Here is a 22,828-nt window from a genome sequence, read left to right on the forward strand (position 1 = left end):
GTTTAGTCAATTGCGTTATTTCTGACTCGCTTCGGAAGCATCGGCATCCTGACCGGTACTGTTTTTCCCAGGCTGCTTCGTTGGCGAGACATCTCTATCGAGCACCTCTTTGGAGTCGGCATCGGGTATTTGACCCAGCTCCAGTCTGAGGTCAATGATTTCTGCCTCAAGTCTCTTTGATTCGGCTATTAGCTTCTGGTTTTCTATCTTAAGATTGTTTATCTCCGTTTTCATGTCGGCGATATATTTGTCCAGCTGGGTGCTGTCCTTTTTAATCTGCTCGAGTTCCATCTGGGCTTTCTCAAGCTCAGTTTTATTCTGTTTTAATTCCTGTGTTTTATCCTGATTTTCACACCCCGCCAGTACTGAAATCGACAGTATCAGCGTAACCGCGACGAAAAATGTACTTAACCTTCTCATCTTTTATTCTCCTCCTCGGGAAATCTCATTTGTGCTAATTTAATCTATATTTATTAAGCTGACTTGTCAATAAACATTCTGGAACCTGAACGTCTTAATGAGGGAAACTTGACAGGGCTATGAATATCCAATAGGCTTATCTGTCCTAACTCAGACGCGGGGTGGAGCAGCTTGGTAGCTCGTCGGGCTCATAACCCGAAGGTCGGAGGTTCAAATCCTCCCCCCGCTACCATTATTTCAAATCCGCGGCAGCTAAATCCATGCTTGTAAATTCGTTAGAAGTCTTACCTAATGCGCGTCTGTCGTGTCATCGGTGAGCTTTTCTTCCATACGGCCGGATGCTGTAGATGGACTATCCTTAGTGTCTATACCGTCATGGAGTTTGTTATTGTTAATCAATTCAGAAAGGTAGTAATCCATTAGTCTGATATCTATATCTGCCTCCCTCATTTATATCACCCCCTGCAATGATGTATATAATAATTTTAACACAGCAGGGGAGATAAATTCAAAGACTTTTTCAGAGAATTGCAGATGGCGCAAGTTCGCTACTATGATTTACTTCCTGCACCCGCCAGCGAATCACCTTAAATAATTCCCTTCTTATCCCACATCAGTATTTTTGTAAGTTTCTCGGAATAGTCGTCAGTTCTCACGACCTTCGTTGGCATCCCGGTTTTTACATCTGGCTAAACATAAAATTTAATTATTCGGGGCAATAAACTTGATAAACTGACTACAGTGAATGCTGTTGAATATTCAACAATTAAGTAAGCCCATTCATCCTCCCTATCTCGGAATATCTATCTAACTAACTGTGATTGAATAAATAATGCCAACATTTTCTTCATTGGTATGGAGATTGCATTGTTTAAGTGTAAAGAGCGCTGCTCTAAAATTACACATTGATCAAGGAGGTCAGATTTAAAAATGTACAAGGTTAAAAGGAGTTATAGCAAATTGTCGGAAATTAAGTTTTTTATGCTTCTTTCGATTTTCGCGTTCACCATGGGGTTGGTTGGGTGCAATATTGAGAAAGAGGAAGAAGGTGAATTGCCGGATGTAGATGTTGAGGCGGATTCAGGAAACCTGCCGGACTATGAAGTAGTTAAAAAAGAAGAAGGCGAGCTGCCTGACGTGGATGTAGATGTTGATGAGGGTACGCTTCCTGACTACGATGTCGAACTGCCGGATGTGGATGTCGGGGTTACAAAAAGAACGGTTAAAGTGCCTAAAGTGATTGTTGTTATGGAAGAGGAAGAAGTACAAGTACCGTACATAGATATTGATATGCCCGGCGATAATGATGCCGACGATATCGATGACTATAATGATGAAATAGATGATGATAATGTTACGGACGATGATTATGACAACACTGATGACGTTAATGTTGGAGAGGATGATGATAAGAGGGATGATAACGATAAGACCGAAAAAACTCTTGTAGTTGAAGTAGAGGTCCCCTCTCCGAATTACGATGTCGAAATTGATAAAATTTATCTTGTAAAGGATAGATATATTGTGCTGGCGCAGCTTGAAAAAGGCGATGACGCGGATGAGGAAATACAAAAAACGGTGAGGATATCCGACCGTGTGGTTTTAAGAGGACCGGATTTAGACGTTCGGTACTATGTAATAGGCGGCAGACCTGAAGGAAGCCACAACGAGCAGTATAGTTTCATTGAAAGTGAAGACGAAATAGAGGGTAAACTGGAAAACGGCAAGGTTTTATGGGAAGACTAAACATACCAACATATTACGTATTTAAATTGTAATAGCAGCTAATTTTATCACTCTTTGTTTTGGTCAGTCTATAAGAAAGCCCGCTAATACGGGCTTTCTTATTTTAATCAGAAAGGGGCTGCCGATGTATAAGTTTCGGTGAGCTCTGGAAATTAAATAAGAAGACGAGGAGAAATTATGAGCAAAAAAAGTGATCTCAATAAAGAAATTGAAACCCTGAGGGAAGACGTGGCAAAGCTGCGCACAGATCTGGCCAGCACCTCTAAAAAACTTGTAGATGTAGGGAAAGATCAAACGGCGTCTGTTACTACCGCCGCAAAAGCGAAACTGCAGGCGGAGGCAGCTCATCTTATCACCGAATTGAATTCTGCTTTGGATAGCACACGCCACAGCAGTAAGAGAGCCGTTAATACAATAGAAAACAGGTTAACGGAAAGACCTTTTATGAGTGTTGCAGTAGCCCTTGTAGCCGGACTTATATGTGGGAAACTGACGGATAGAAATTAATATCACTACAGAAATATGGAAATACGGCTGCAAGTCGATCTGATAATTTCCGGAAAAGGTCCCGGACAATTAGCAAATAGTCGTCTGGCGCGCTAAATTGGAGAAGGGATAATCTACGACTTAATCCGATTTCGGCTGCTTCTATCGAGCAATATTTGCCGTACTTGTTTGAATAATAGAGAGGCTAAACAATTCGCGAAAGCCCCTCCTCATAAAAAATTATTCACAGAATAAGCATTTTTTGATTGCTGCATAAAAATTAAATAACTACAACGAGGTCGTGCCGATGAACAGCACCCCGGTTTTAAAGAAGTTCTGGATTGAGATCGTAGGCGGAATCGGATACGCGGCAAAAGGAATAGTGTACGGTCTGTTGGGTTTTTTGGTATTCCAAGCCGCATATCGCGGAGGAGGCGGCGAGGTTGGCGGTAAAGAAATGGTGTTGGATTATTTATCAAGTCTGCCGCTGGGGGAATTACTGCTGCTGATTATTACAATTGGATTGATATCCTATGTGCTGTGGAGGTTGATACAGGCCGTATTGAACCCGGGAAATGATGATAGTGGCGCGAAGAGTGTTATACAGAGAATCGGATATGTGTTAAGCGCCCTGACGTATTCCGGACTTGCATTCATTTGCTTCAAATTCGTTATTGGCTCGGGGAGCGGAGACAGTGATACTTCTAAAAAGCAGAGTGCAGCCTGGTTGATGGAGCAGCCCTACGGTCGAACGGCCGTTGTGCTAATCGGAGCTATTATTATTTGCGTAGGGCTCTTTTACCTCTACAGATCATATAAAGCTACTTTTGTGAAGAAGCTTGCGGTTGAAAAGATGAGCGGAGCGGAGAGGACCTGGATAGTGCGGTTTGGCAGGACAGGTATTGCGGCGCGGGCGATAATTTTCGGTATAATAGGGTTTTTAATAGTAAAAAGCGGCTTGCAAAGTAGTACCGGTGAAGTAGGGGGATACGGAAACGCGCTTCGGGAGTTAGCACAGCAATCCTACGGGCCATGGCTTTTAGGCGCGGTTGCCGGGGGTCTGATACTCTACGGTATTTATTGCTTATTCCTGGCTAGATACCTGAAATTACGCAGCACTGGATGATACATAAGATAAAAAAGTTTTTTGCCCGCACTCTTCATCTGCTGGAAGATTCCATTGACTCGCTCAAACATAAATACATCCGGAAGTACGATAAAACTAGCTCGGTTTTAATCCACGCTTATAGGGGATACGGAACCGAAGCCCGCTTTCATATAATTGGCAGAGTGCTTGAAGATAGCGGAATTGTCAAAGCGGCAAAAACTGATTCCGTATGGCGGAACCTCAGATCGATGTATAAACGGTTTGAATCCGACGAGATTCCAGGCGCAAAGGTTCGGGCTGAGTTCCAGGGTGAGGCAAAAGATGTATCAACTGATGAGGAGGGATACTTCGATATTATCTTAGAGCCCGTGAATCCGCTTAGAACCGATAGGATATGGCATGAGGTGCGGCTTAAGCTGGTCAGCATGTCAGGCACTGACGGGAAAGCCGTGGAAACCGAAGCCGAGGTTTTTGTGCCGCCACTTAGAGCTGAGTATGGAGTGATTAGTGATATCGATGATACGGTCATTAAAACCGATGTTTCGAATTTGGCAATGATGCTGCGTCATACCTTACTTTCCAATTCCATCACTCGCCTTCCTTTTGACGGGGTGGCGTCATTTTACCGCGCACTATTTAATGGTGTAAAGGGAGCCTCCAATAATCCGATTTTTTATGTATCCAACGGTCCCTGGAACCTGTACGACATGCTGGTCGATTTCATGGAGCTGCACGGGATCCCCAAAGGCCCGTTATTTTTAAGAGATTGGGGCGTAGATAAGAAATTATATGTAAATTCATCCCCGTACAGTCACAAACTAGATACGATAAACGGAATACTTGAAACCTATCCTAATCTTAATTTTATTTTGATCGGAGACAGCGGGGAGAAAGATCCGGAGATTTACGAACAGGTAGTGACTGAGCATCCCGGTCGTGTTCATGCGATCTATATCCGTGATATCTCACAGCCCTCTCGGGCGGCCGCGGTTAGGGAAATTAAGAAAAATATTGAGAATAAAGGAGTTGACGTGCTATTAGTTAAAGATACTTCTGAAGCACAGAATCATGCGTTATCCAAAGATTTTATAGAATGATCCGAAAGGAATAACAGAAAAATGCAAAAAGGAGGCAGGACTGGTGAGTGAAGAAACCGAAAATAATAAAAGTAAAGAGAAAGACGAGTCTAAAGATGAGTCCGCTAAGCGGTCAAGTGATTTAACTAATGCAATCATCGGAGGCGTTATTGTCGTTATCATAGGAATCACCGGCATACTTCTCGTGGGTCACGCAAGCAGGTGGGAAGCATTGAAGCTGCTGGAGGCCCTGTTGCCCACCACCAGATTTTTATCATCGGCAGTCATGACGGCGACCGCAACAATTCTCGCATTAATGCTAACCCTTCTCAGCTTAAGTACGAGCAGCGATAGCAAGTTAAAAGCTGATCATTATAAACGTATTATGCAAATAGCTTTTCTGGACACTGCAGGGCTTATTGTATCCACTGTATTTCTTATTTTACACTGTGTCCCGCTCGAGAAAACTGATCAGGTTCCCAGCTCATGGTTTACCTACATATATTATACTGTGCTTATTACGTCAGCGTTTCTTGGAGGACTCTTGGTTACCGTTGTGCTTATGCTTTACAATGCTCTCAGGGATATGGTCGATGTAATCGGTCTCGGAAAGACGGACCACTTCATGATCGACGGAGATTGAAGCACTGATTATAGAGGATAGACATTAATCTGAATCTCAACGATTAGGACCATGAAGACTTAGTCCGGAACCATCTGAACTCCGCTATCGTTCCACTGGACATGGTAATAGGGAAAAACTTATACAATATTTACAGTTTAATAGTTTACATCTCATGTATATATCGCTTTTATAACAAGCCTCCCAATACACAAGTTGTTATTAATATTGCAAATTTCACTTGTTGATATCAATGGCATGAATATTGCACTTTTGGGAGATAAAAATCTAAAAAGTAAAAAGGAGATATAACAATGGCTATGAATAATGACGAAGTAATTTCGACGCTCAATGAGTTGATCGAAACCTGTAAAGACGGTGAGAATGGTTATCAAACCGCAGCGGAAAATATAGAGAACGGTGAGTATAAACAATTATTCAATCAGTATTCGCAGCAACGCGCAAAGTTTGCTAACGAGCTTAAAGCGGAGGTTAGCCGTCTTGGAGGGGATCCTGAGGACTCCGGTAGTGTGGCCGGTTCTCTTCACAGGGGTTGGATGAATATTAAGTCGGCTGTATCGAGTAATGATTTGAGTGCCATTATATCGGAATGTGAAGAGGGCGAAGATGTTGCGCTAAAGAATTATGATGAGGCCTTAGAGAAGGGTTTGCCGGCCGATGTGCGCTCGGTAGTAAACACCCAGTATATCGAAGTCAAAAAAGCACATGACCATATTCGTTCCCTGGAGAAAAAACTAGATTAACCTCAGACGCTGTCTGAGACATTAGTGGTAATTTTATAAGCAAGGGGTAAGAAACATGAGCGGGGCATTACAGAGCAAAAGCATTGCTATACTCGTTGCGGACGGCTTCGAGCAGGTGGAATTGACCGAACCCAAAAAAGCTCTTGAAGACGCGGGAGCAAAGACTGAAATCATTTCTCCCGCGGAAGGAAAGGTCAAGGGCTGGAATCATGATGAGTGGGGGGATCAGTTTGAGGTGGACTTGAAACTCGCCTATGCGAGTGCGGAGGATTATGACGCTCTTCTGCTTCCGGGCGGAGTGATGAACCCGGACAATCTCAGACGAAACCCGCAGGCTCTAAGTTTTGTTAAATCCTTTTTTGATTCCAATAAGCCGGTAGCAGCCATATGCCACGGTCCGTGGACCTTGATTGACTCAGGAGTGGTAAAAGGGAGAACTATGACCTCCTATCATTCCATACAGACTGATCTCAAAAACGCGGGTGCGGAATGGGTGGACGAGGAAGTCGTAGTGGACGGTAATTTAGTTACAAGCCGTAACCCTGACGATATACCCGCATTTAACAGTAAAACTATTGAAGTGTTTTCTAAAAGATAAAAGTTGAATCACAAAAATCTGATGCGTCACTTTTATATAAAAGCACCAAATGAGTCTTCTGACATTAACTTTTTTAAAACTTTACTCATCTAAAGTATAAGTTAGTTGCTGGACGGATTTTCTTAATTTATTATAGAACCCCTATATCTTGTCGATCAGTTGCGGAGGCATTATGTCAGAAGACTTCTGGCCTGACCAAACAAATAAGCTTCGCGATTTTCTGGGGGTAGAGCATCCAATACTACAGGCGCCTATGGCGGGCGGGCCGACTACGCCCGAGCTTGTGGCCGCCGTATCTAACACGGGGGCGCTCGGCTCACTCGGCGCGGGCTATATGTCTCCTGAGGATATCGAATCGGATATTAAGAAGATACGTGAGTTCACCGAAAAGCCCTTCGCCGTAAACCTGTTCGTCCCCGCAGAGAGCCCGAGTATCGTTCCCTCCGAAAAGGTGATGAAGAAGCTGGGGAACGTGTCTGAAAAAGTCGGCGCCGAAGTACCGCATGAATTCCCGTCCCTGAAGTTCACTTTCGAAGACCAGTTCCGGGTGATACTCGAAAACCGGGTCCCCGTATTCAGCTTTACATTCGGGATACCGGAAGAGAAGTACATTGAGAAGCTACTCGCACGTGAGGTCGCCGTTATCGGTACGGCCACCTCTGTCGAGGAGGGGGTTCGACTGGAAGAGGCGGGATGCAGCGCTGTCATAGCTCAGGGTAGCGAGGCGGGCGGACACCGGGCAAGTTTCGGCATGGACGGGGAAGTGCCTATGATTGGCAGTATCTCTCTCGTGCCGCAGCTGGCGGATAAAGTCGGAGTGCCGGTTATATCTTCGGGAGGAATAATGGACGGCCGGGGTATTGCGGCCGCTCTTGCGCTCGGGGCTTCGGCGGTTCAGATGGGGACCGCGTTCCTATCCTGTAAAGAGGCGTCTCTTAACAGCGCGTGGCAGGACGCTCTTCTGAAATCCACCGATACCAGCACTGTTTTAACCAATGTGTTTACCGGTAAATATGCAAGAGGAATAAAAAATACTTTTATAGAAGAATTCAAAGGGCTTGAGAATGAAATCCCTGCCTATCCGATCCAGCAAGGTCTCACGACCCCACTAAGGGCTGCGGCGAAATCGAAAGGTGACGCTGAGTACATGTCCCTCTGGGCGGGACAGGGCTCGGCAATGTCCAGGAAGTGCTCGGCGGCAGAGCTCATAGAATTGCTCGTATCCGAGAGCCGGGAAGCGCTTCAGCGGATAAGCTCGAAGTCGTAATGTGCTAGCGGCTTGGCCGCCTCGGTGGAAGGATTGCATTTTGTGTCGAATAATGATAAAAGAAGGGATAATTCAAGGCGAGGATGGTTAGAATGATTTACATATCAAAAGTAAATTTCGCTTCAGCTTTGATTTTGTTTTCGTTGCTACTTTCCCCTACACATTCTAATGCTCAATCCGACAGTGAGCAGATAGAGGCGCTTAAGAAGCAGATCAAGGAGGTCGAGCGGAAAAACCGGGAGCAGATAGAGGAGCTTAAGAGGAAGATTGAGCGGCTTGAGGCGGGAAGAGCGGCTGACGATGAGAAAGTGAAAGAGGTAGTCGTCAAGCAGGAGGAGAGCGGCGACGCATGGTACGACAAGCTCAGGGCACAGTACAAGAAGGGGCTAACTTTCGAATCGGACGACGGGAACTTCATGATGAGGATGAGAATTTTCGGCCAGTTTCAGCTTTCGGTTGACGATACGGACGGCGAGGATACGGCGACCAATTTTGACGTTAGAAGACTGAGGATAAAATGGGACGGACACGCGTTCAGGCCCTGGTTTCTCTATACGGTTCAGATAGAAACGGTAGAAGATCCGATATTGCTGGATGCTTATTTCGATGTCGCATATTACACGAAATTCGTTCCCAGAGTCGGTCAGTTTAAGGTGCCGTTCAACAGAGAGGAGCTAACCTCCTCTGCCAGCCTTCAGTTTCCCGAAAGGTCCATAGTCAACAGTGAGTTTACTTATGGCCGCGACAGGGGGGCTACGCTCAACGGCGTTCTGGGGAATTACGTTACATACGGCGCCGGCATATTTAACGGAGACGGAATAAACGGGACGAGCGTGGACTCCAATCTACTTTACGCGGGAAGGGTGCAGTTCGGCTACGGCGGGGAGCTCGAATACAGCGGCGACGAGTTTCCCTCGGGCGGGGCTTATGCCATTGCGCCCAACTTCGGCGGAAGAACGCCTGTTTTTGTTTTTGGAGGGGCTCTGGCCGGGATACCCGGACTAAATATTGATAAAAAGATCCCGAACGGAGATATTGAAACGAGGTTTGCTCAGCTCGGCATAACCACTGCTGATGTGGTTTCGGTAACCGCGGACGCGAATTTTAAACTCTATATGTTAAATGTAGAAGCGGAATATGACGGAAGATGGATAAGTCCTGATGAAGGGGGTTTGGATACGGCTTACGACCAGGGATTCAGAGTACAGGGCGGGGTGTTTCTCCTTCCTAAAACGATTGAAATCGCCGGGCGGTGGGCGTTCGTGGATTACGACACCAACCCCGGCATATTCGCCGAGCCCGGCGGGGACGCGCCTGATAGAGAATATGAGCTTACGCCGGGGCTGAACTTTTATCTATCTAAAAACCAGGCCTGGAAGATACAACTCAGCTATTCATTTATAAGGAACGCTTTCACCGAGTCGGACGACATAGACGAGAATATTTTCAGAACTCAGCTTCAGGCATACTTTTAAGCGTGTATAAATTTCTGATCTCTCCTAAAGTATTAATTTAAAAACGCCGTTCATCTTGTTATAACCATTCATTATTCCTTCAAACTTTTGACCCGTTCGCCGATTTGACGCATCGTGCATGGATTAACGCATAATACAGGAATCAGAAAAAACCGCTTTGCCCGAAGAAATAATTGGTTATTATCGTAAAAAATAGACGGGGGGTAAATAATGCACAATCATAAGCGCTTAGGAGTGGTTTATCTGATCTTGATAGTCGCTTTCTCGTTCGGCACTGGCGATCGTGCTGTGGGTCACGGCTCTATGGAAACACCTGTTAGCCGTATATACAACTGCTTCCTCGAAGGGCCCGAGAACCCGAAATCCAACGCTTGTATAGCGGCTGTGCAGGCGGGAGGCAAGCAGGCGCTCTATGACTGGAACGGGGTCAATCAGGGGAACGCGAACGATATGCATCGCGAGATAATCCCGGACGGAAAACTTTGTAGTGCGGGTAAGGAGCTCTTCAAGGGTATGGACCTTGCGAGGGATGACTGGCATACAACCGCTATTGCGCCCGACGGCGATGGTGATTTCGAATTCGTTTTTATCGCTACAGCCCCCCACAGCACGGAATATTTCAAGTTCTACGTCACAAGAGAAGGCTATGACCCGCTCAGCCCGTTGAAATGGTCGGATTTGGAAGACTCGCCTTTCTGCACCATAAACGATGTAAACCTTGAAAACGGCAGATACAGGATGACTTGCCCGTTTCCTCAGGGGAAGACAGGCAATCATGTTATATATAGTATCTGGCAGAGGGACGACAGCCCGGAGGCGTTTTATACCTGTATGGATGTGAGTTTCACAGGCGGTACTCCTGTTACGTGGAGGTCGCTCGGTCAGTTAAGGGCGCATCAGGACCTGGCTCCCGGCGATAAGGTCACCTTCAGACTGTTCGACGATCAGTCGGGGGATGTGGAGTCTCATACGCTTGAGCTTACCCAGGGGCAGACGGGCGCAAACGAATGGCCGTTTTATCTTGCGGAGGAGGTGAATGCCGGCTCCTCTGTCGTCAGTATCGGAGTCCTGGATTCTGACGGAGCTATAAACCCTGTTATAAGCTCTCAGGACAATAACGTGTACGTCTCTTCGGACCTCGAGTTCTCGTTTCAGGTGGATATAGAGATGATGGACAACGGCGGGGGAGATGGAGATAACGGGGAATGCGACTGCGGCGCTCCCGGACCCGGACCGGACCCAGGCCCTGATGCGGAGGCGGATTTCGTTTACCCCGACGGTATCGGGACTTACAGTGCCGGGACTGTGGTACTGGGGACTGACGGGAGCCGCTACGAGTGCAGGCCGTTTCCCAATTCGGGCTGGTGCAACCAGAGCGAGCTGTACTACGCGCCCGGGACGGGGCTTGCGTGGCAGGACGCGTGGATCGGGCTCGATTGATCGCAGTTCTTCGATAATCATTTTTGTTCGGGAGGGGCGGAATTTTTTAATCCCCCGAACTGCTTTACACCTTGAAGTTGAAGTTCATGCTAACTTTTTCATCGCTCAATCCAGGGTTCTAGCTATGCGGCCAGAACCGAATGAACGGATAAAGACATGCGCCGCTTAATTTAAATCAGGCATAATAATGGGCGGTTTACTATGTTGACAGGTTGGATTCAGGGAGAGGATAGTGTGCCGGGCTTGATGCTTGAGAACAAGACTTTCGACGAGATAAAGATAGGCGATACCGCGAGCATCACCAAGACGCTGACCAGGGCGGATATAGAAAAGTTCGCCGCCTTGACAGGGGACCTCGACCCTAGTCATCTAAACATGGGTTTCGCGACGAAATATAATTCGGGAAATCTCATGGCTCAGAGCATATGGAGCGGTCTTTTGGCGTCGACACTGCTGGGCTCGGAGCTTCCCGGGCCTGGTACGGTTTACGTCTCACAACATCTCGATTTTATTGAGACATTAAAGCTGGGGGATACGATTATCTTGACTATCAAGGTCAAAGATAAAAAACCCGGGACGAGGGTGGTCGAGTTCGACTGCCTGTGCCAGAATCAAGACGGCGAGACCGTGATGACGGGAAGCGCGTCCGTCTTGGCGCCTGTCGAAAAGGTTTCCATACCGCGTACCGAGGGCCCTGAAATAATTGTTAAAACGTATAATAAGTACCAGGACTTTATTGAGAAGTGCGGCGAGCTGAAATCTCCCCTTACTGCCGTCTGTCATCCCTGTGATGAATCATCGCTGAAAGCCGCTATTGTTGGATTGGCGGAGGATCTTATCGTCCCTGTTCTGGTGGGGCCGGAAGAGAGAATAAGGAAGGTGGCCGAAGAATATTCCCTCGATATATCTCAACTGGAAATAGTGGGTACACCCCACAGCCACGCCTCGGCCTCAGAAGCCGTAAGGCTAGTAAGGGAAGGCGACTGTGAGGCGCTCATGAAGGGAAGCCTTCATACGGATGAGCTGATGACGGAGGTAGTGAAGCGCGATACCGGACTCAGGACGGAGCGGAGGGTAAGCCATGCTTACGTAATGGATATCCCCACCTATCACAAGACTCTCATAATCTCGGACGCGGCTATTAACATATACCCCGGCCTGGACGAGAAGGTTGATATATGTCAGAACGCGATCGACCTCGCTCATATCCTGGGTATAGAAATGCCTAAGGTCGCCATACTATCTGCTATTGAAACCGTAACTTCAGGCATCAAGTCCACGCTGGAGGCCGCGGCGTTATGCAAAATGGCTGACAGGGGACAGATAACGGGCGCTTTACTGGACGGGCCGCTGGCGTTCGACAACGCTATAAGCAGGAAAGCGGCCGAAGTGAAAGGGATTCGGTCGGATGTCGCGGGTGACCCGGATATCATAATAGTTCCCGATCTCGAAGCGGGGAATATGCTCGCAAAGCAGCTTACTTTCATGGCCCGGGCTGAGGCCGCCGGTATAGTTCTGGGGGCGCGGGTTCCTATAGTGCTCACGAGCAGGGCGGATTCACTGCGCACAAAGCTTGCTTCCTGCGCAGTGGCGGCGCTTATGGCAAATTCGTACAGGACTTCCAGCAGTTAAATAAAAAACGGTCTGAATGAAATGATACTGGTAATCAATTCGGGGTCTTCGAGTGTAAAGTTCGCGGTCTACGGAATATCCGATTCGGGAGCCGTAAGCCCGGTTTGCCGCGGGGAAGTGGGGGATATCGGGTCGTCTCCGAAATTCACGCTCAGAGATGGAAATGACATAGTCATCGAGGGTAAAGAATTGGACCTGGAAACTGTGTCCGGCCATGAGGACTCGGTTAAATGGATCGAGGGCTGGATTGAATCTAACCTTCCGGATTTGAGGTTCACCGCTGTCGGCCACCGGGTAGTTCACGGAGGAGCGGTATTTAGGTCACCGGCCATAATTGATGTAGGCGTTATGGCGAAGCTCGCGGAATTGGAAAAGCTCGCGCCGCTCCACCAGCCATACAACCTGGCTGGAATAAGGGCTGTGATGAGCGCACACCCGGAGATTCCTCAGGTAGCCTGCTTCGACACCTCTTTTCACCGCACTCAGCCGAAGGTGGCTCAAATGTTCGGTCTTCCCCGGGAATTTTTCGAATCCGGCGTGCTCAGGTACGGATTTCACGGCCTGTCTTACGAGTATATTGTTAAAAAGATGCGTGAGGTCGCTCCCGCTGTTGCAGACGGGCGCCTGATAGCGGCTCATCTGGGCAACGGCGCAAGTATGTGCGCGATCGAAGGAGGCAGGAGTGTTGCGACAACAATGGGATTTACCGCGGTGGACGGTCTTCCTATGGGAACACGGAGCGGAAGCATAGATCCGGGGGTGATTTTTTATCTGGTGCGTGAAAGAGGGTATGAACTCGATAAGGTCGAGGAGCTTCTTTACAGAAATTCCGGGCTTTTGGGAATTTCCGGAATCACAAACGATATGAAAGCGCTTGAGTCAAGCGTCGAACCGGACGCCCGTCTGGCGGTTGAGTATTTCGTTTACAGGTCCGTCCGTGAGGTTGGTTCCCTCGCAGGCGCATTAGGCGGGCTGGATGCTCTGGTTTTTACAGGAGGGATAGGTGAAAACAGCGCTTTCATAAGAGGCGGTATCAGTAGAGGCCTGAAGTGGCTCGGCATTGAAATTGATGAGGAGACAAACGCCGGTGGTAAGGTGCTAATTTCAAAACCGGAAAATTCTCCCGCCGTTTATGTAATCCCGACTAATGAAGAATTGATGATAGCGCATCATACGGCCAAAACATTTAATAGATAATTAACGTTGTTCGGTTTGTGAAAAGCCTCTGAATCAAAAAAGACTTGAGAACTTTTCGTCGTCTATCTCGTTAAATGGTTTTCAGCTTCTCCCTTGCAGTCTCGGCCTCGCGGGAGTTCGGATATTTATCTATGAGCGTATTGAGAAAAAACCTGGCTTCTTTTTTCCTTCCCAGATTTATCAGCGCAAGCCCCTGCTTCAGGTAGGCTTCGGGAACCTTTTTGTCTCTGGGGTAAGCGTCAATCAGTTTTTGATATTCAAGTATCGCGTCCTCAAACCTCCCATCGTTATAGCTTGCCACAGCTCTGGAATAAATATTTTCCGGAGTGTTTTTTGAGGGCTTGGCCGCCGCCGGAGGATTTTTGGGTTTGGTCTTCTTACCCGCTACCTTGTCTATCTTTCTTTTCAAGGTAACGTTTTTTTCCCGCATATTCTGAATTTCCGCAGCGAGCTTGAGCTGGTTGCTTTCTACCCTGTCGATATTGCGGTCTATTTTCGACATCCCGTTTTCCAGATCTTCGGAGAGTTTGTCTATTTTGGCTTCGAGAGTAGCTTGCCTCTCATAAAGCTCGTCTAATCCCTCGGTCTTTGGGTAACAGCCGGTCAAAAGGATGAGAATTGCTGGAATTCCCATGTAAATCGGTTTTAAACGCTTTATTTTCATTTTACGGATTTTAAATAACCACCTACGCGCTTAAAATCTACCAGATTCCGCGAAACTTTCTACTAATTTTTTTATACTGAGTGACTTTTTTTGCCGGAGTTTGATCAGATTTATTTAATCCCCGAAGGATCATTTCTAAAGGCTTTTTCATACTGTTTCGAATTTATTTAATTAAATGATATGCTGCGGTTCCTGTGTAATCGCTCGGATAGTATCCGCGCAGAATTTAATCCTTTCACTGACAAGTCTCGCCAACCTTATCTAAGGTAGTTTCTATAAATTTTATTTTACCCGGCTGTAATTACATACTGTGCAGCTTAAGGAAATTCCGATATGAGTTGGAAATAATAACGGGTAGAATTTCTAGAGTAATACTGTATGAGGGAAATTACGGGGAGATAGGAATTGAACCTGAGTAAGCAGATAACGCTCGGCTACGCTTTAATGTTCTTTTTTATGATTCTAATAAGCGGTTTATCTATATATAGCATATACAATCTTGATAATACTGCCTCTAATATAACGGGCAGGTATAACACATTGTCAAGACTCCTTTCGGCTAAGGAAGAGGGGAAGCAGGGCATATTCGCAAACGAAATGCTGCTTGAGTCGATAAGGATATCCGATAAGCAGATTCAGTATTCATATGTAATGATTTTTACCGTAGTCGGCGTCACTCTCCTGTTCGGCATTGTGCTCACGGTGTTTATCCCCCGGATGATTACAAAACCTGTCCAGAAGCTTTTTAATGCGGCGGAATCGGTGAGTACCGGGGACTATTCCGTGCGGCTCCGGGATATAAAAACGAGCAGTGAGATAAATACCCTTGTCAGAGCTTTCAATAATATGATGGATAACATAGACAGGAATAACCGCGAGCTTCAGGAAAAGAACGAGGAGATATTGAAGCTTCTCGAGACGACAAAGAGATTCAATGAGCGTCTGGAAACGGAAATAGCTCAGGCGACACGGGAGATTGAGGAAAAACACAAAGAGCTTGTGAAATCCGAAAAGCTCGCTACGATCGGCGAACTCGCTACAGGTGTGGCGCATGAAGTGAGGAATCCCCTTTCCGGTATCGGGCTTGCGCTCGAGCTTATGAGGGATGAGACTAAAAATGAAGAGCACAGGCAGACAATGTCGGATATACTTCAGGAAATATCAAGGCTTGAGCGTATAGTTAAAGGACTCTTTCAGCTGGGCCACCCCAAGAGTCTCCAGCTTATTGAATGCACTCCGAATGATATAGTGGAACGGGCGCTTACCCTGATTAGTATGAAAGCGAAGGAAAAGGGAGTATTGATAAAAAAAGAGCTCATGTGCGATAAGCATTTTTATGTGGACCATGAGCAGATAGAACAGGTCGTTTTAAATTTGCTTATAAACGGAATTGACGCAACCGGGAGCTTCGGGGAAGTGAAAGTAATGACAAAAGGCCGTAACAGTTCTGTGCAAATTGTGGTTTCAGATACCGGATGCGGTTTTTCAGAGGAGGAGATGGGAAAGATTCTTCAGCCGTTTTATTCGACCAAGGAGGCGGGCACAGGTCTCGGGCTTGCCATATCCAACAGGATAATTGAGGCTCACAGGGGTGTGCTTCGTATTTCAAGCCGGGTAGGGAAAGGCTCAACGTTTATTGTGGAGATTCCCAACAATCTGGAGAACGAGACTCAAGTATAGTGCTTTCTAATGAAAAACCACTATATATTAAAAACCTGTTTTTTGTGGAAATATAATATTATATAAAGGACTAAATGAGCTCACTGATACTAATAATCGAAGATGAAAGGCTTCTTTGTAAGCAGCTGCGCAAGGCGCTTACTCAGGAGGGGTATTCTGTAATTACTTCTTTTGAGGGTGGCGAAGGGATCGAGATAGCCAAAAGGGAGAATCCCGATCTTGTTCTCCTGGACCTGAAACTGCCCGATACGGACGGCTTGAATGTGCTGAGAATTTTCTCGAACCTTGAACAGTCCCCGACAACCATAATGATGACTGCCCACGGAAGCGTAGAAGTTGCGGTAACCGCTATCAGAGTGGGGGCTTACGACTTCATTGAGAAACCCTTTCCACTGGATAAGCTCAAAGTAATGGTCAGGAATGCCCTCAGGACAAATATGCTGAAAAACAGTCTGAGCGCTGCTGCAATGAGAGCGCAGGAGAAGTACGGTTTTGATTCCCTAATAGGGGAGAGCACCTCAATAAAAGAAATAATCGGCCTTTTCAGGAAACTTACGGAGAGTGACCCGCGTACGATCTTGATTACCGGTGAGAGCGGGACGGGAAAGGGGCTTGCTTCAAAGGTGCTCCACTACAACGGTGCGAGAAGCCAGAGACCGTTCATCGAGATCAACTGTGCGGCGATTCCGGAAACTCTGCTGGAAAGCGAGTTGTTCGGCCATGAAGCGGGAGCGTTCACGGACGCGAAGAAGCTGAAGAAAGGAATACTTGAGCAGGCTGACGGCGGAACTGTGTTTCTCGATGAGATAGGAGACATGAGTCTTGCGCTCCAGGCAAAGCTTGTAAAGGCGGTTGAGGAGAGGTCTTTCAGAAGACTCGGGGGAACCAGGGATATAAAGGTCGACCTTTGCGTGATAGCGGCTACGAACCGCGACCTGAAGGTTTTGGTTAAACACGGCGAATTCCGGGAGGACCTGTATCACAGGTTAAACGTGATTAGCTTCGAGATGCCTGCTCTCAGAGACAGGAAGGAGGATCTCCCGCTTCTCACCGACTATTTTGTTTCCTACTTCAATACAGATTTGAACAAGAATATTTCCGAGATTCCGGAAGAAGTGAGGACGACTCTGTCAAATTACGACTGGCCGGGAAATGTCCGGGAACTAAGGAGTGCCATAGAACGGGCGATACTGCTCGGTGAAAACGGCGTGCTAAACCCGAAATATATAATGCTTGAAGACGGGGAAACCCTTCAGGTTCAGAACTCTGATGAAAAGATGATAATAGATGTCCCAATCGAGGACGCCTCTCTTTACAAAATAGAAAAGAAGGTTATAACTAAGGCCTTGGATTTAAACGACTGGAACCAGACGAGAACAGCCGATATGCTTGGAATTACCCGGGAGGTTCTCCGTTACAGGATGAAGAAATGGGGGCTCTTGAGCTGAATGGAGGTTACGTGTGAACGCCGCTCTTATAGCAGTCTTAGTTTTAATTCTGTATTTTCTAGGTTACCGCTATTATTCAAAATTTATTGCTCAGAAGATTTTCCGTATTTCGGACGATGAGGTAACACCCGCCCATTTGAGAAATGACGGAGTTGATTACGTCCCGACCAATAAACACGTTCTTTTCGGCCACCACTTCGCCTCAATCGCGGGCGCAGCGCCTATAATCGGCCCTGCGATAGCGGTATTCTGGGGATGGGTGCCGGCTATTATATGGGTCGTTTTGGGGACCATATTTATGGGCGCCGTGCAGGATTTCAGCGCGCTCGTCATCTCCGTAAGGGAAAAGGGGAGGTCTGTAGGTGACCTTGCCGGAACCCTGGTCAACCAACGGGCGAGGACGCTTTTTCTGCTCATTGTCTATTTTCTCATTTTCTTTGTAATTGCAGTTTTTGCATATGCGATCGCGAGTCTCTTCGTTAATTTTCCTTCAAGTGTTCTGCCTGTAAACTTTCAGATTCTTGTAGCAGTGGCGATAGGATTTCTTTTCTATAAAAAGGGCGTTCCGATTCTCTGGCCATCCATATTCGCGTTGATCACCCTTTACGTCATGATATGGGTGGGAACGATGGTGCCGATCGAGATACCCGCTGTTATGGGGAGCCAAGTCGTAACCTGGATTATCCTGCTCATTATCTATTCATTTATTGCCTCGGTGCTGCCGGTATGGACGCTTCTTCAGCCTCGTGATTACATCAACGGGCATCAGCTCTTTCTCGGCCTCGGCCTGCTCTTCGTCGGTCTTCTCGTCGCGAATCCCCAAATGCAGGCTCCCGCCTATAACCATCATGCCGAAGGAGGCGTACCGATATTTCCGTTTATCTTCGTTACGATAGCGTGCGGGGCCATAAGCGGGTTCCACGCACTCGTATCGAGCGGCACTTCGTCCAAGCAATTGAACAGGATGAGCGACGCGAGGTTTATAGGATACGGCGGGATGCTGGGAGAAGGAACTCTCGCGATGATTGCCACGTTAGCCGTAGCGGCGGGGATTACAAAGGGGGATTGGCTCTCTCACTACGAAACGTGGGATATGGCGGCCCAAGGGGGCATAAGCAATTTTGTGATCGGGGCTTCCACTTTTCTCGAGGCGATCAAAATCCCGGACGCATTCGCCGACACAATGATAAGCGTAATAGTAATCAGCTTTGCCGCCACCTCGCTAGATACCGCATCAAGGATTCAGAGGCTCATAATCGGGGAGCTCGGCTCGGCTTACAAGATAAAAACGCTCGGAAACCGGTATGTGGGCGCGTTTCTGGGAGTGGTACCCGCCCTTCTGCTTGCGCTTCTGGCGGAGGCTCCCGGGAGGGGACCCGGGTCCGGGGGATTCTTGCTGTGGCCGCTCTTCGGCGCGACCAACCAGCTCGTGGCGGGCCTTACGCTCCTTGTGGCGACGATTTATCTCTGGAAAACGGGCAGGCCTGTAATCTATACTCTGATACCTATGGTATTTCTCATATTCATGACCATTGCCTCAATGATCTGGAACTTCAAATCTTTCTCGGATAACGCTCTCCTGCTAGTATTATCCGCAATAGTGCTTGCGCTTTCAGTCTGGATAGTACTCGAAGCCTTATTCGTCTACAACGCCCGGAAGAGGAGCCGCAAGGTGGTTCCTATGGAGCAGGAGTGACTTCTGGCCGAACATTTTATCTTTATCTAAAATATTAGTTTTCATGCAGCTTCGCTGTATTGAGTTAATCTTTTCTAAAACCGATTCTTTTCCGGGAACGTATATTAGCTACAACAGGAAAAATTCAACTGAACACTTATTTTCCGTGAACCATCTGCGGGAAAGGAGGGAGTTATGAGAAAACTATTGATAATTATTGTGTCGATTTTGGCTTTGGGCTCATATGTCTGGCTTCAGGCGGAGGAATCCGGCAATAAAAATCATACGGGTAATGAAAATGTTGAAGTGGCGACATTCGCAGGCGGCTGTTTCTGGTGCATGCAGCCCCCTTACGATAAGCTGGACGGTATCGTAAAGACTACCGTGGGATACACCGGGGGACCAGAAAAAAATCCTACCTACAAGCAGGTATCATACGGAAAGACAGGTCATACCGAGTCCATAGAGATTACCTATGACCCAGATACAATAAGCTACGATGAGCTGCTTCAGGTCTTCTGGATGAATATAGACCCTACTGATTCCGGGGGACAGTTTGTGGACAGGGGGAAGCAGTACAGGCCCGCGATCTTCTATCATAACGAGTCTCAGAAAAAGGCCGCGGAGGAATCCAAAGAAAAGCTCGACAAATCCGGGCGCTTCCACAAGCCGGTGGTAGTCGAAATTACCGAGGCTAGCGAATTTTATCCGGCTGAGGAGTACCATCAGATGTTCTATAAGAAGGATAAATTGACATATAAAACCTACCGGATCGGGTCGGGCAGGGATCAGTTTATCGAGAAGCACTGGGGCAAACAGGACAGCTGAAGGTAAAAAAGTAACGACCGAAGTCTTGATGTTTACTTTTAAAACCGGCTGGTAAAAGTGCATCTCCTCAGTGTGGCTGAATGGTTATTCATGCCCGGTTTAAGAACGGCATATTCTGTCATACCGGTCGGGAATTCTTCAGTTTCGCGATATCGCCGGTCGTCCCGATCACGGCCTCTACGCTACCGTTTTAATCTGGGTTCATGTATCGTGTTTTTGCTGTAAGTGCGTCAGTACGTATGGTGTTAAGCATAAACTCCAATTCGGAGCGTTAAATTCATCATGGCCCATAATAAAAAGATGGTAACAGTGCAGCCGGAGAGTATAATATATTTTGGTGACGAGGATAATAATAAAACTGGCTCTGGTTTTTCTTCTCGGCGTGTGGGGGTGCGGAAAAAATAACGAGATTTCTTACGTTCTCGCAAATGACGCTTACCGCTGCGAGGAGTTCGACGTAATCAAGGGAAAAATGGTTTCGCTCATAAACCGGGCCAGGGCGCAAAGCCGTAACTGCGGATATAAAATCTATACTCCAGCGGGAAGGGTCAAATGGAATCCCACGCTGGCTCGGGCTGCTCTCGGTCATTCAGTGGACATGGCTACCAGGGATTTTGTAAGTCATCAAGGCTCTGACGGCGGTCATGTGGACGACAGGGTGAGAAAGCTGGATTATGAATGGACATCCGTCGGAGAAAATATTTCCGCCGGAAGGGAATCTTCCGAGGAAGTCGTTGCCGCATGGCTCAGGAGCCCGGACCACTGTGAAATTATAATGAGGGAAAGCTTCACCGAGATAGGCGGGGCCTGTTTTCACAATAAGGACTCAAAGAACAAAACTTACTGGACCGTAGTGTTCGCATCCCGGAATGAATCGTCACTCAGGGCTAACCTTCCAGAATAGCTACCGGCCTCACCCACCCGGCGCTTGCGTCTTTTATCTTGATGGGCGGGCAGACCACCTGAAAGCCGTGCGGGGGTAGAAGGTCTAAGTTAGTCAGCTTCTCCATTTGACAGTACTCCATTTCGATACCGGCGAAATGCGCACCCCAAATTACGCTAGAATCCCCGGTCTTCTTGAACTCCTCGACCATCGCCCAAAACGGCCTGTCCCACCCAGCGGAATCAGTGCCAACGACCTTGACTCCTCGCTCAGTAAGCCACAGTGTGGACTCTTTACCAAGTCCCGGGAAAGTCGTCCAGTATTCCTTCGTGCCCCATAGCTTGTCGGCCCCGGTCATAATCAGAACAATATCCAGAGGCTTGATAACATAGTTGATCTTTCCGAGCGCTTCCTTTAGATCTCCTGTCGTTATAAGCTCGCCCGGTTCTTTGTGCCTCATATCTATTACGACGCCGTCGCCGTAAAACCACTCAACCGGCACTTCGTCGATTGTCCTGGCCTTCTCGCCCTGAGAGACGGGGTGGTAGTGCCAAGGGGCGTCCATATGAGTGCCCACGTGGGTGCCGAGCGTTACATACTCGTTCGCCCATCCGAGCCCTCCGGGCAGGTCGCCGCGTCCGCACTCAAAGCGCATCATCATATACTCGGCGGTATCCCGGTGTTTTTCGTATTCTATTTCGAGCCGCTGATGCTCCGGGCCGGGCGCGGGCTCTGTGGTGATTGCAAGGTCTATAACTCGTTTTTTGTCCTTCATAGGGCTATTATATTTTATAATTCATTTTATTAAAAGTGAGGGTTCTCTTGCCGAAAAAAGACGACTCAAGCGCCCTTAGAAGACTAGGGATGTCGGAGCTGTTCATCTCCCCTGTGGGGCTCGGCTGCTTGCAGTTTAGCCGTGGCAGGGGAGTTTCGGGGCTCCTTTGGCCTACTCTTGGAGCACAGGGCATAAACGGGATAGTGAAAGCTTCTCTCGACGGCGGAGTCAACTGGTTCGATACGGCCGAGCTTTACGGGTGGGGGGAATCGGAGCGGGCGCTCGCAAGGTCTCTCGGGGAGTTAAATGTTCCTAGAGACGAGGTCATTATCGCGACAAAATGGTGGCCGCTTCTGAGAACCGCGGGTTCTATTAAGCGCACAGTCGGGGAACGGCTCTCGTCTCTTAGCGTCGATTTAATAGACCTCCACCAGATACATAATCCATTTTCCCTTTCCTCCATAGGCTCTCAGATGAAGGAGATGGCGGGTCTGGTAGAGACGGGGAAGGTGAGGTACGTCGGAGTGAGCAATTATTCCGCTGAAAGGATGCGGAAAGCGCACCTCGAGCTCTCACGTCTTGGTCTCGCTCTGGTATCAAACCAGATGAAATACAGCCTTTTCAATAGGAAAATAGAGACAAACGGAGTGCTTGATGCGGCGAAGGACCTGGGGGTTACCGTAATCGCGTATTCACCGCTGGCGCGAGGGCTTCTGACGGGAAAATTTCACGAACGCCCTGAGCTGCTCAGGGAGAGAAAATTTTTCAGGAGACTATACGGCTCGCTTACCGGAGACAATATCAAGAATTCTGCGCATCTCATCGAGGCACTCGGAGAGCTGGGCGGGAAATATAACGCAACTCCGTCCCAGATTGCCTTAAACTGGCTCATAAATTTTCACGGAGATACGGTAGTTGTTATCCCCGGCGCTACGAGGGTGGAGCATGCCGCCGATAACGCGGCTTCGATGAGTTTCAAGCTCTCTCAAGACGACCTGGCTTATCTTGACGATGTATCGTCACGTCTCACGCTCTAAAGCCCGT

Annotated in this window: 22 protein-coding genes and 1 tRNA gene; 19 read left to right on the forward strand and 4 right to left on the reverse strand. The window is 47.7% G+C overall.

Translation table 11 applies throughout. From position 1 onward, the window contains the following. Positions 1 to 15 precede the first annotated feature (15 nt). Positions 16 to 420 carry a hypothetical protein gene (locus RIG61_10935; GenBank protein MEQ9619674.1) on the reverse strand — a complete coding sequence of 135 codons (405 nt, stop codon included), beginning with the start codon at positions 418 to 420 and terminating at the stop codon, positions 16 to 18. Between the two features lie 155 nt (positions 421 to 575). On the opposite strand from RIG61_10935, the gene RIG61_10940 reads away from it, so the two are divergent. Next, positions 576 to 652: transfer RNA gene (locus RIG61_10940), tRNA-Met, on the forward strand. 56 nt (positions 653 to 708) lie between these two features. Here RIG61_10940 and RIG61_10945 read toward each other — a convergent pair. Further along, on the reverse strand, positions 709 to 870 hold the full coding sequence (locus tag RIG61_10945; GenBank protein MEQ9619675.1) for a hypothetical protein: 162 nt from the start codon (positions 868 to 870) through the stop codon (positions 709 to 711). 510 nt (positions 871 to 1,380) lie between these two features. On the opposite strand from RIG61_10945, the gene RIG61_10950 reads away from it, so the two are divergent. From RIG61_10950 to RIG61_11005, 12 genes are all read left to right on the forward strand, one after another. Next, on the forward strand, positions 1,381 to 2,166 hold the full coding sequence (locus RIG61_10950) for a hypothetical protein (GenBank protein ID MEQ9619676.1): 786 nt from the start codon (positions 1,381 to 1,383) through the stop codon (positions 2,164 to 2,166). Between the two features lie 177 nt (positions 2,167 to 2,343). Continuing rightward, the gene (locus RIG61_10955; GenBank protein ID MEQ9619677.1) at positions 2,344 to 2,673 is read left to right on the forward strand and encodes a hypothetical protein; all 330 of its coding nucleotides are present in this window, start codon (positions 2,344 to 2,346) and stop codon (positions 2,671 to 2,673) included. A gap of 286 nt (positions 2,674 to 2,959) precedes the next feature. Beyond that, positions 2,960 to 3,778 (forward strand): DUF1206 domain-containing protein, encoded by an 819-nt coding sequence (locus RIG61_10960; protein ID MEQ9619678.1) that lies wholly within the window; start codon positions 2,960 to 2,962, stop codon positions 3,776 to 3,778. After that, a complete protein-coding gene (locus RIG61_10965) occupies positions 3,775 to 4,857 on the forward strand; it encodes a DUF2183 domain-containing protein (GenBank protein ID MEQ9619679.1) in 1,083 nt (360 codons plus the stop codon). Before RIG61_10960 ends, RIG61_10965 begins: the two co-directional genes overlap by 4 nt. A gap of 43 nt (positions 4,858 to 4,900) precedes the next feature. Continuing rightward, positions 4,901 to 5,479, forward strand: a complete 579-nt coding sequence (locus RIG61_10970; GenBank protein MEQ9619680.1) for a hypothetical protein — start codon at positions 4,901 to 4,903, stop codon at positions 5,477 to 5,479. Between the two features lie 299 nt (positions 5,480 to 5,778). Continuing rightward, positions 5,779 to 6,222 carry a PA2169 family four-helix-bundle protein gene (locus RIG61_10975; GenBank protein MEQ9619681.1) on the forward strand — a complete coding sequence of 148 codons (444 nt, stop codon included), beginning with the start codon at positions 5,779 to 5,781 and terminating at the stop codon, positions 6,220 to 6,222. 55 nt (positions 6,223 to 6,277) lie between these two features. Beyond that, positions 6,278 to 6,820 (forward strand): type 1 glutamine amidotransferase domain-containing protein, encoded by a 543-nt coding sequence (locus RIG61_10980; protein MEQ9619682.1) that lies wholly within the window; start codon positions 6,278 to 6,280, stop codon positions 6,818 to 6,820. A 172-nt stretch (positions 6,821 to 6,992) separates the two neighbouring features. After that, positions 6,993 to 8,087, forward strand: a complete 1,095-nt coding sequence (locus RIG61_10985) for a nitronate monooxygenase (protein ID MEQ9619683.1) — start codon at positions 6,993 to 6,995, stop codon at positions 8,085 to 8,087. 92 nt (positions 8,088 to 8,179) lie between these two features. After that, positions 8,180 to 9,562 (forward strand): porin, encoded by a 1,383-nt coding sequence (locus RIG61_10990; protein MEQ9619684.1) that lies wholly within the window; start codon positions 8,180 to 8,182, stop codon positions 9,560 to 9,562. Between the two features lie 303 nt (positions 9,563 to 9,865). Next, complete coding sequence (locus tag RIG61_10995) at positions 9,866 to 11,002, forward strand: lytic polysaccharide monooxygenase (GenBank protein ID MEQ9619685.1); 1,137 nt, start codon at positions 9,866 to 9,868, stop codon at positions 11,000 to 11,002. 201 nt (positions 11,003 to 11,203) lie between these two features. Further along, positions 11,204 to 12,634 carry a bifunctional enoyl-CoA hydratase/phosphate acetyltransferase gene (locus RIG61_11000; GenBank protein MEQ9619686.1) on the forward strand — a complete coding sequence of 477 codons (1,431 nt, stop codon included), beginning with the start codon at positions 11,204 to 11,206 and terminating at the stop codon, positions 12,632 to 12,634. Between the two features lie 21 nt (positions 12,635 to 12,655). Next, entirely contained in the window at positions 12,656 to 13,831 is a 1,176-nt protein-coding gene (locus tag RIG61_11005) for an acetate/propionate family kinase (GenBank protein MEQ9619687.1), read from the forward strand. Positions 13,832 to 13,901: 70 nt separating this feature from the next. On the opposite strand, the gene RIG61_11010 is transcribed toward RIG61_11005, so the two are convergent. Next, positions 13,902 to 14,465 (reverse strand): tetratricopeptide repeat protein, encoded by a 564-nt coding sequence (locus RIG61_11010; GenBank protein MEQ9619688.1) that lies wholly within the window; start codon positions 14,463 to 14,465, stop codon positions 13,902 to 13,904. Between the two features lie 435 nt (positions 14,466 to 14,900). On the opposite strand from RIG61_11010, the gene RIG61_11015 reads away from it, so the two are divergent. From RIG61_11015 to RIG61_11035, 5 genes are all read left to right on the forward strand, one after another. Continuing rightward, positions 14,901 to 16,175, forward strand: coding sequence for an ATP-binding protein (locus tag RIG61_11015; GenBank protein ID MEQ9619689.1), 1,275 nt, complete (start codon positions 14,901 to 14,903; stop codon positions 16,173 to 16,175). A gap of 74 nt (positions 16,176 to 16,249) precedes the next feature. After that, a complete protein-coding gene (locus RIG61_11020) occupies positions 16,250 to 17,623 on the forward strand; it encodes a sigma-54 dependent transcriptional regulator (GenBank protein ID MEQ9619690.1) in 1,374 nt (457 codons plus the stop codon). A gap of 13 nt (positions 17,624 to 17,636) precedes the next feature. Next, positions 17,637 to 19,319 carry a carbon starvation protein A gene (locus RIG61_11025; protein MEQ9619691.1) on the forward strand — a complete coding sequence of 561 codons (1,683 nt, stop codon included), beginning with the start codon at positions 17,637 to 17,639 and terminating at the stop codon, positions 19,317 to 19,319. Between the two features lie 174 nt (positions 19,320 to 19,493). Continuing rightward, positions 19,494 to 20,126, forward strand: a complete 633-nt coding sequence (gene msrA, locus RIG61_11030) for a peptide-methionine (S)-S-oxide reductase MsrA (protein MEQ9619692.1) — start codon at positions 19,494 to 19,496, stop codon at positions 20,124 to 20,126. A 337-nt stretch (positions 20,127 to 20,463) separates the two neighbouring features. Beyond that, positions 20,464 to 21,030 (forward strand): CAP domain-containing protein, encoded by a 567-nt coding sequence (locus tag RIG61_11035; protein ID MEQ9619693.1) that lies wholly within the window; start codon positions 20,464 to 20,466, stop codon positions 21,028 to 21,030. Here the strand turns inward: RIG61_11035 and RIG61_11040 are convergent. Next, positions 21,014 to 21,784, reverse strand: coding sequence for a cyclase family protein (locus tag RIG61_11040; GenBank protein ID MEQ9619694.1), 771 nt, complete (start codon positions 21,782 to 21,784; stop codon positions 21,014 to 21,016). The two genes, RIG61_11035 and RIG61_11040, sit on opposite strands and share 17 nt — an antisense overlap. Positions 21,785 to 21,831: 47 nt before the next feature. On the opposite strand from RIG61_11040, the gene RIG61_11045 reads away from it, so the two are divergent. After that, a complete protein-coding gene (locus tag RIG61_11045) occupies positions 21,832 to 22,821 on the forward strand; it encodes an aldo/keto reductase (GenBank protein ID MEQ9619695.1) in 990 nt (329 codons plus the stop codon). Positions 22,822 to 22,828 lie beyond the last annotated feature (7 nt).

It is taken from the genome of Deltaproteobacteria bacterium (genome assembly GCA_040223695.1).
In the GTDB taxonomy this organism is placed as follows: domain Bacteria; phylum Desulfobacterota_D; class UBA1144; order Nemesobacterales; family UBA2774; genus JAVKFU01.

Coding starts and splice junctions, on each gene's coding strand:
- RIG61_10935 (MEQ9619674.1), bottom strand. CDS start 420: ATGAGAAGGTTAAGTACATTTTTCGTCGCGGTTACGCTGATACTGTCG.
- RIG61_10945 (MEQ9619675.1), bottom strand. CDS start 870: ATGAGGGAGGCAGATATAGATATCAGACTAATGGATTACTACCTTTCT.
- RIG61_10955 (MEQ9619677.1), top strand. CDS start 2,344: ATGAGCAAAAAAAGTGATCTCAATAAAGAAATTGAAACCCTGAGGGAA.
- RIG61_10960 (MEQ9619678.1), top strand. CDS start 2,960: ATGAACAGCACCCCGGTTTTAAAGAAGTTCTGGATTGAGATCGTAGGC.
- RIG61_10965 (MEQ9619679.1), top strand. CDS start 3,775: ATGATACATAAGATAAAAAAGTTTTTTGCCCGCACTCTTCATCTGCTG.
- RIG61_10975 (MEQ9619681.1), top strand. CDS start 5,779: ATGAATAATGACGAAGTAATTTCGACGCTCAATGAGTTGATCGAAACC.
- RIG61_10980 (MEQ9619682.1), top strand. CDS start 6,278: ATGAGCGGGGCATTACAGAGCAAAAGCATTGCTATACTCGTTGCGGAC.
- RIG61_10985 (MEQ9619683.1), top strand. CDS start 6,993: ATGTCAGAAGACTTCTGGCCTGACCAAACAAATAAGCTTCGCGATTTT.
- RIG61_10990 (MEQ9619684.1), top strand. CDS start 8,180: ATGATTTACATATCAAAAGTAAATTTCGCTTCAGCTTTGATTTTGTTT.
- RIG61_10995 (MEQ9619685.1), top strand. CDS start 9,866: ATGGAAACACCTGTTAGCCGTATATACAACTGCTTCCTCGAAGGGCCC.
- RIG61_11000 (MEQ9619686.1), top strand. CDS start 11,204: ATGTTGACAGGTTGGATTCAGGGAGAGGATAGTGTGCCGGGCTTGATG.
- RIG61_11005 (MEQ9619687.1), top strand. CDS start 12,656: ATGATACTGGTAATCAATTCGGGGTCTTCGAGTGTAAAGTTCGCGGTC.
- RIG61_11010 (MEQ9619688.1), bottom strand. CDS start 14,465: ATGGGAATTCCAGCAATTCTCATCCTTTTGACCGGCTGTTACCCAAAG.
- RIG61_11020 (MEQ9619690.1), top strand. CDS start 16,250: ATGAGCTCACTGATACTAATAATCGAAGATGAAAGGCTTCTTTGTAAG.
- msrA (MEQ9619692.1), top strand. CDS start 19,494: ATGAGAAAACTATTGATAATTATTGTGTCGATTTTGGCTTTGGGCTCA.
- RIG61_11040 (MEQ9619694.1), bottom strand. CDS start 21,784: ATGAAGGACAAAAAACGAGTTATAGACCTTGCAATCACCACAGAGCCC.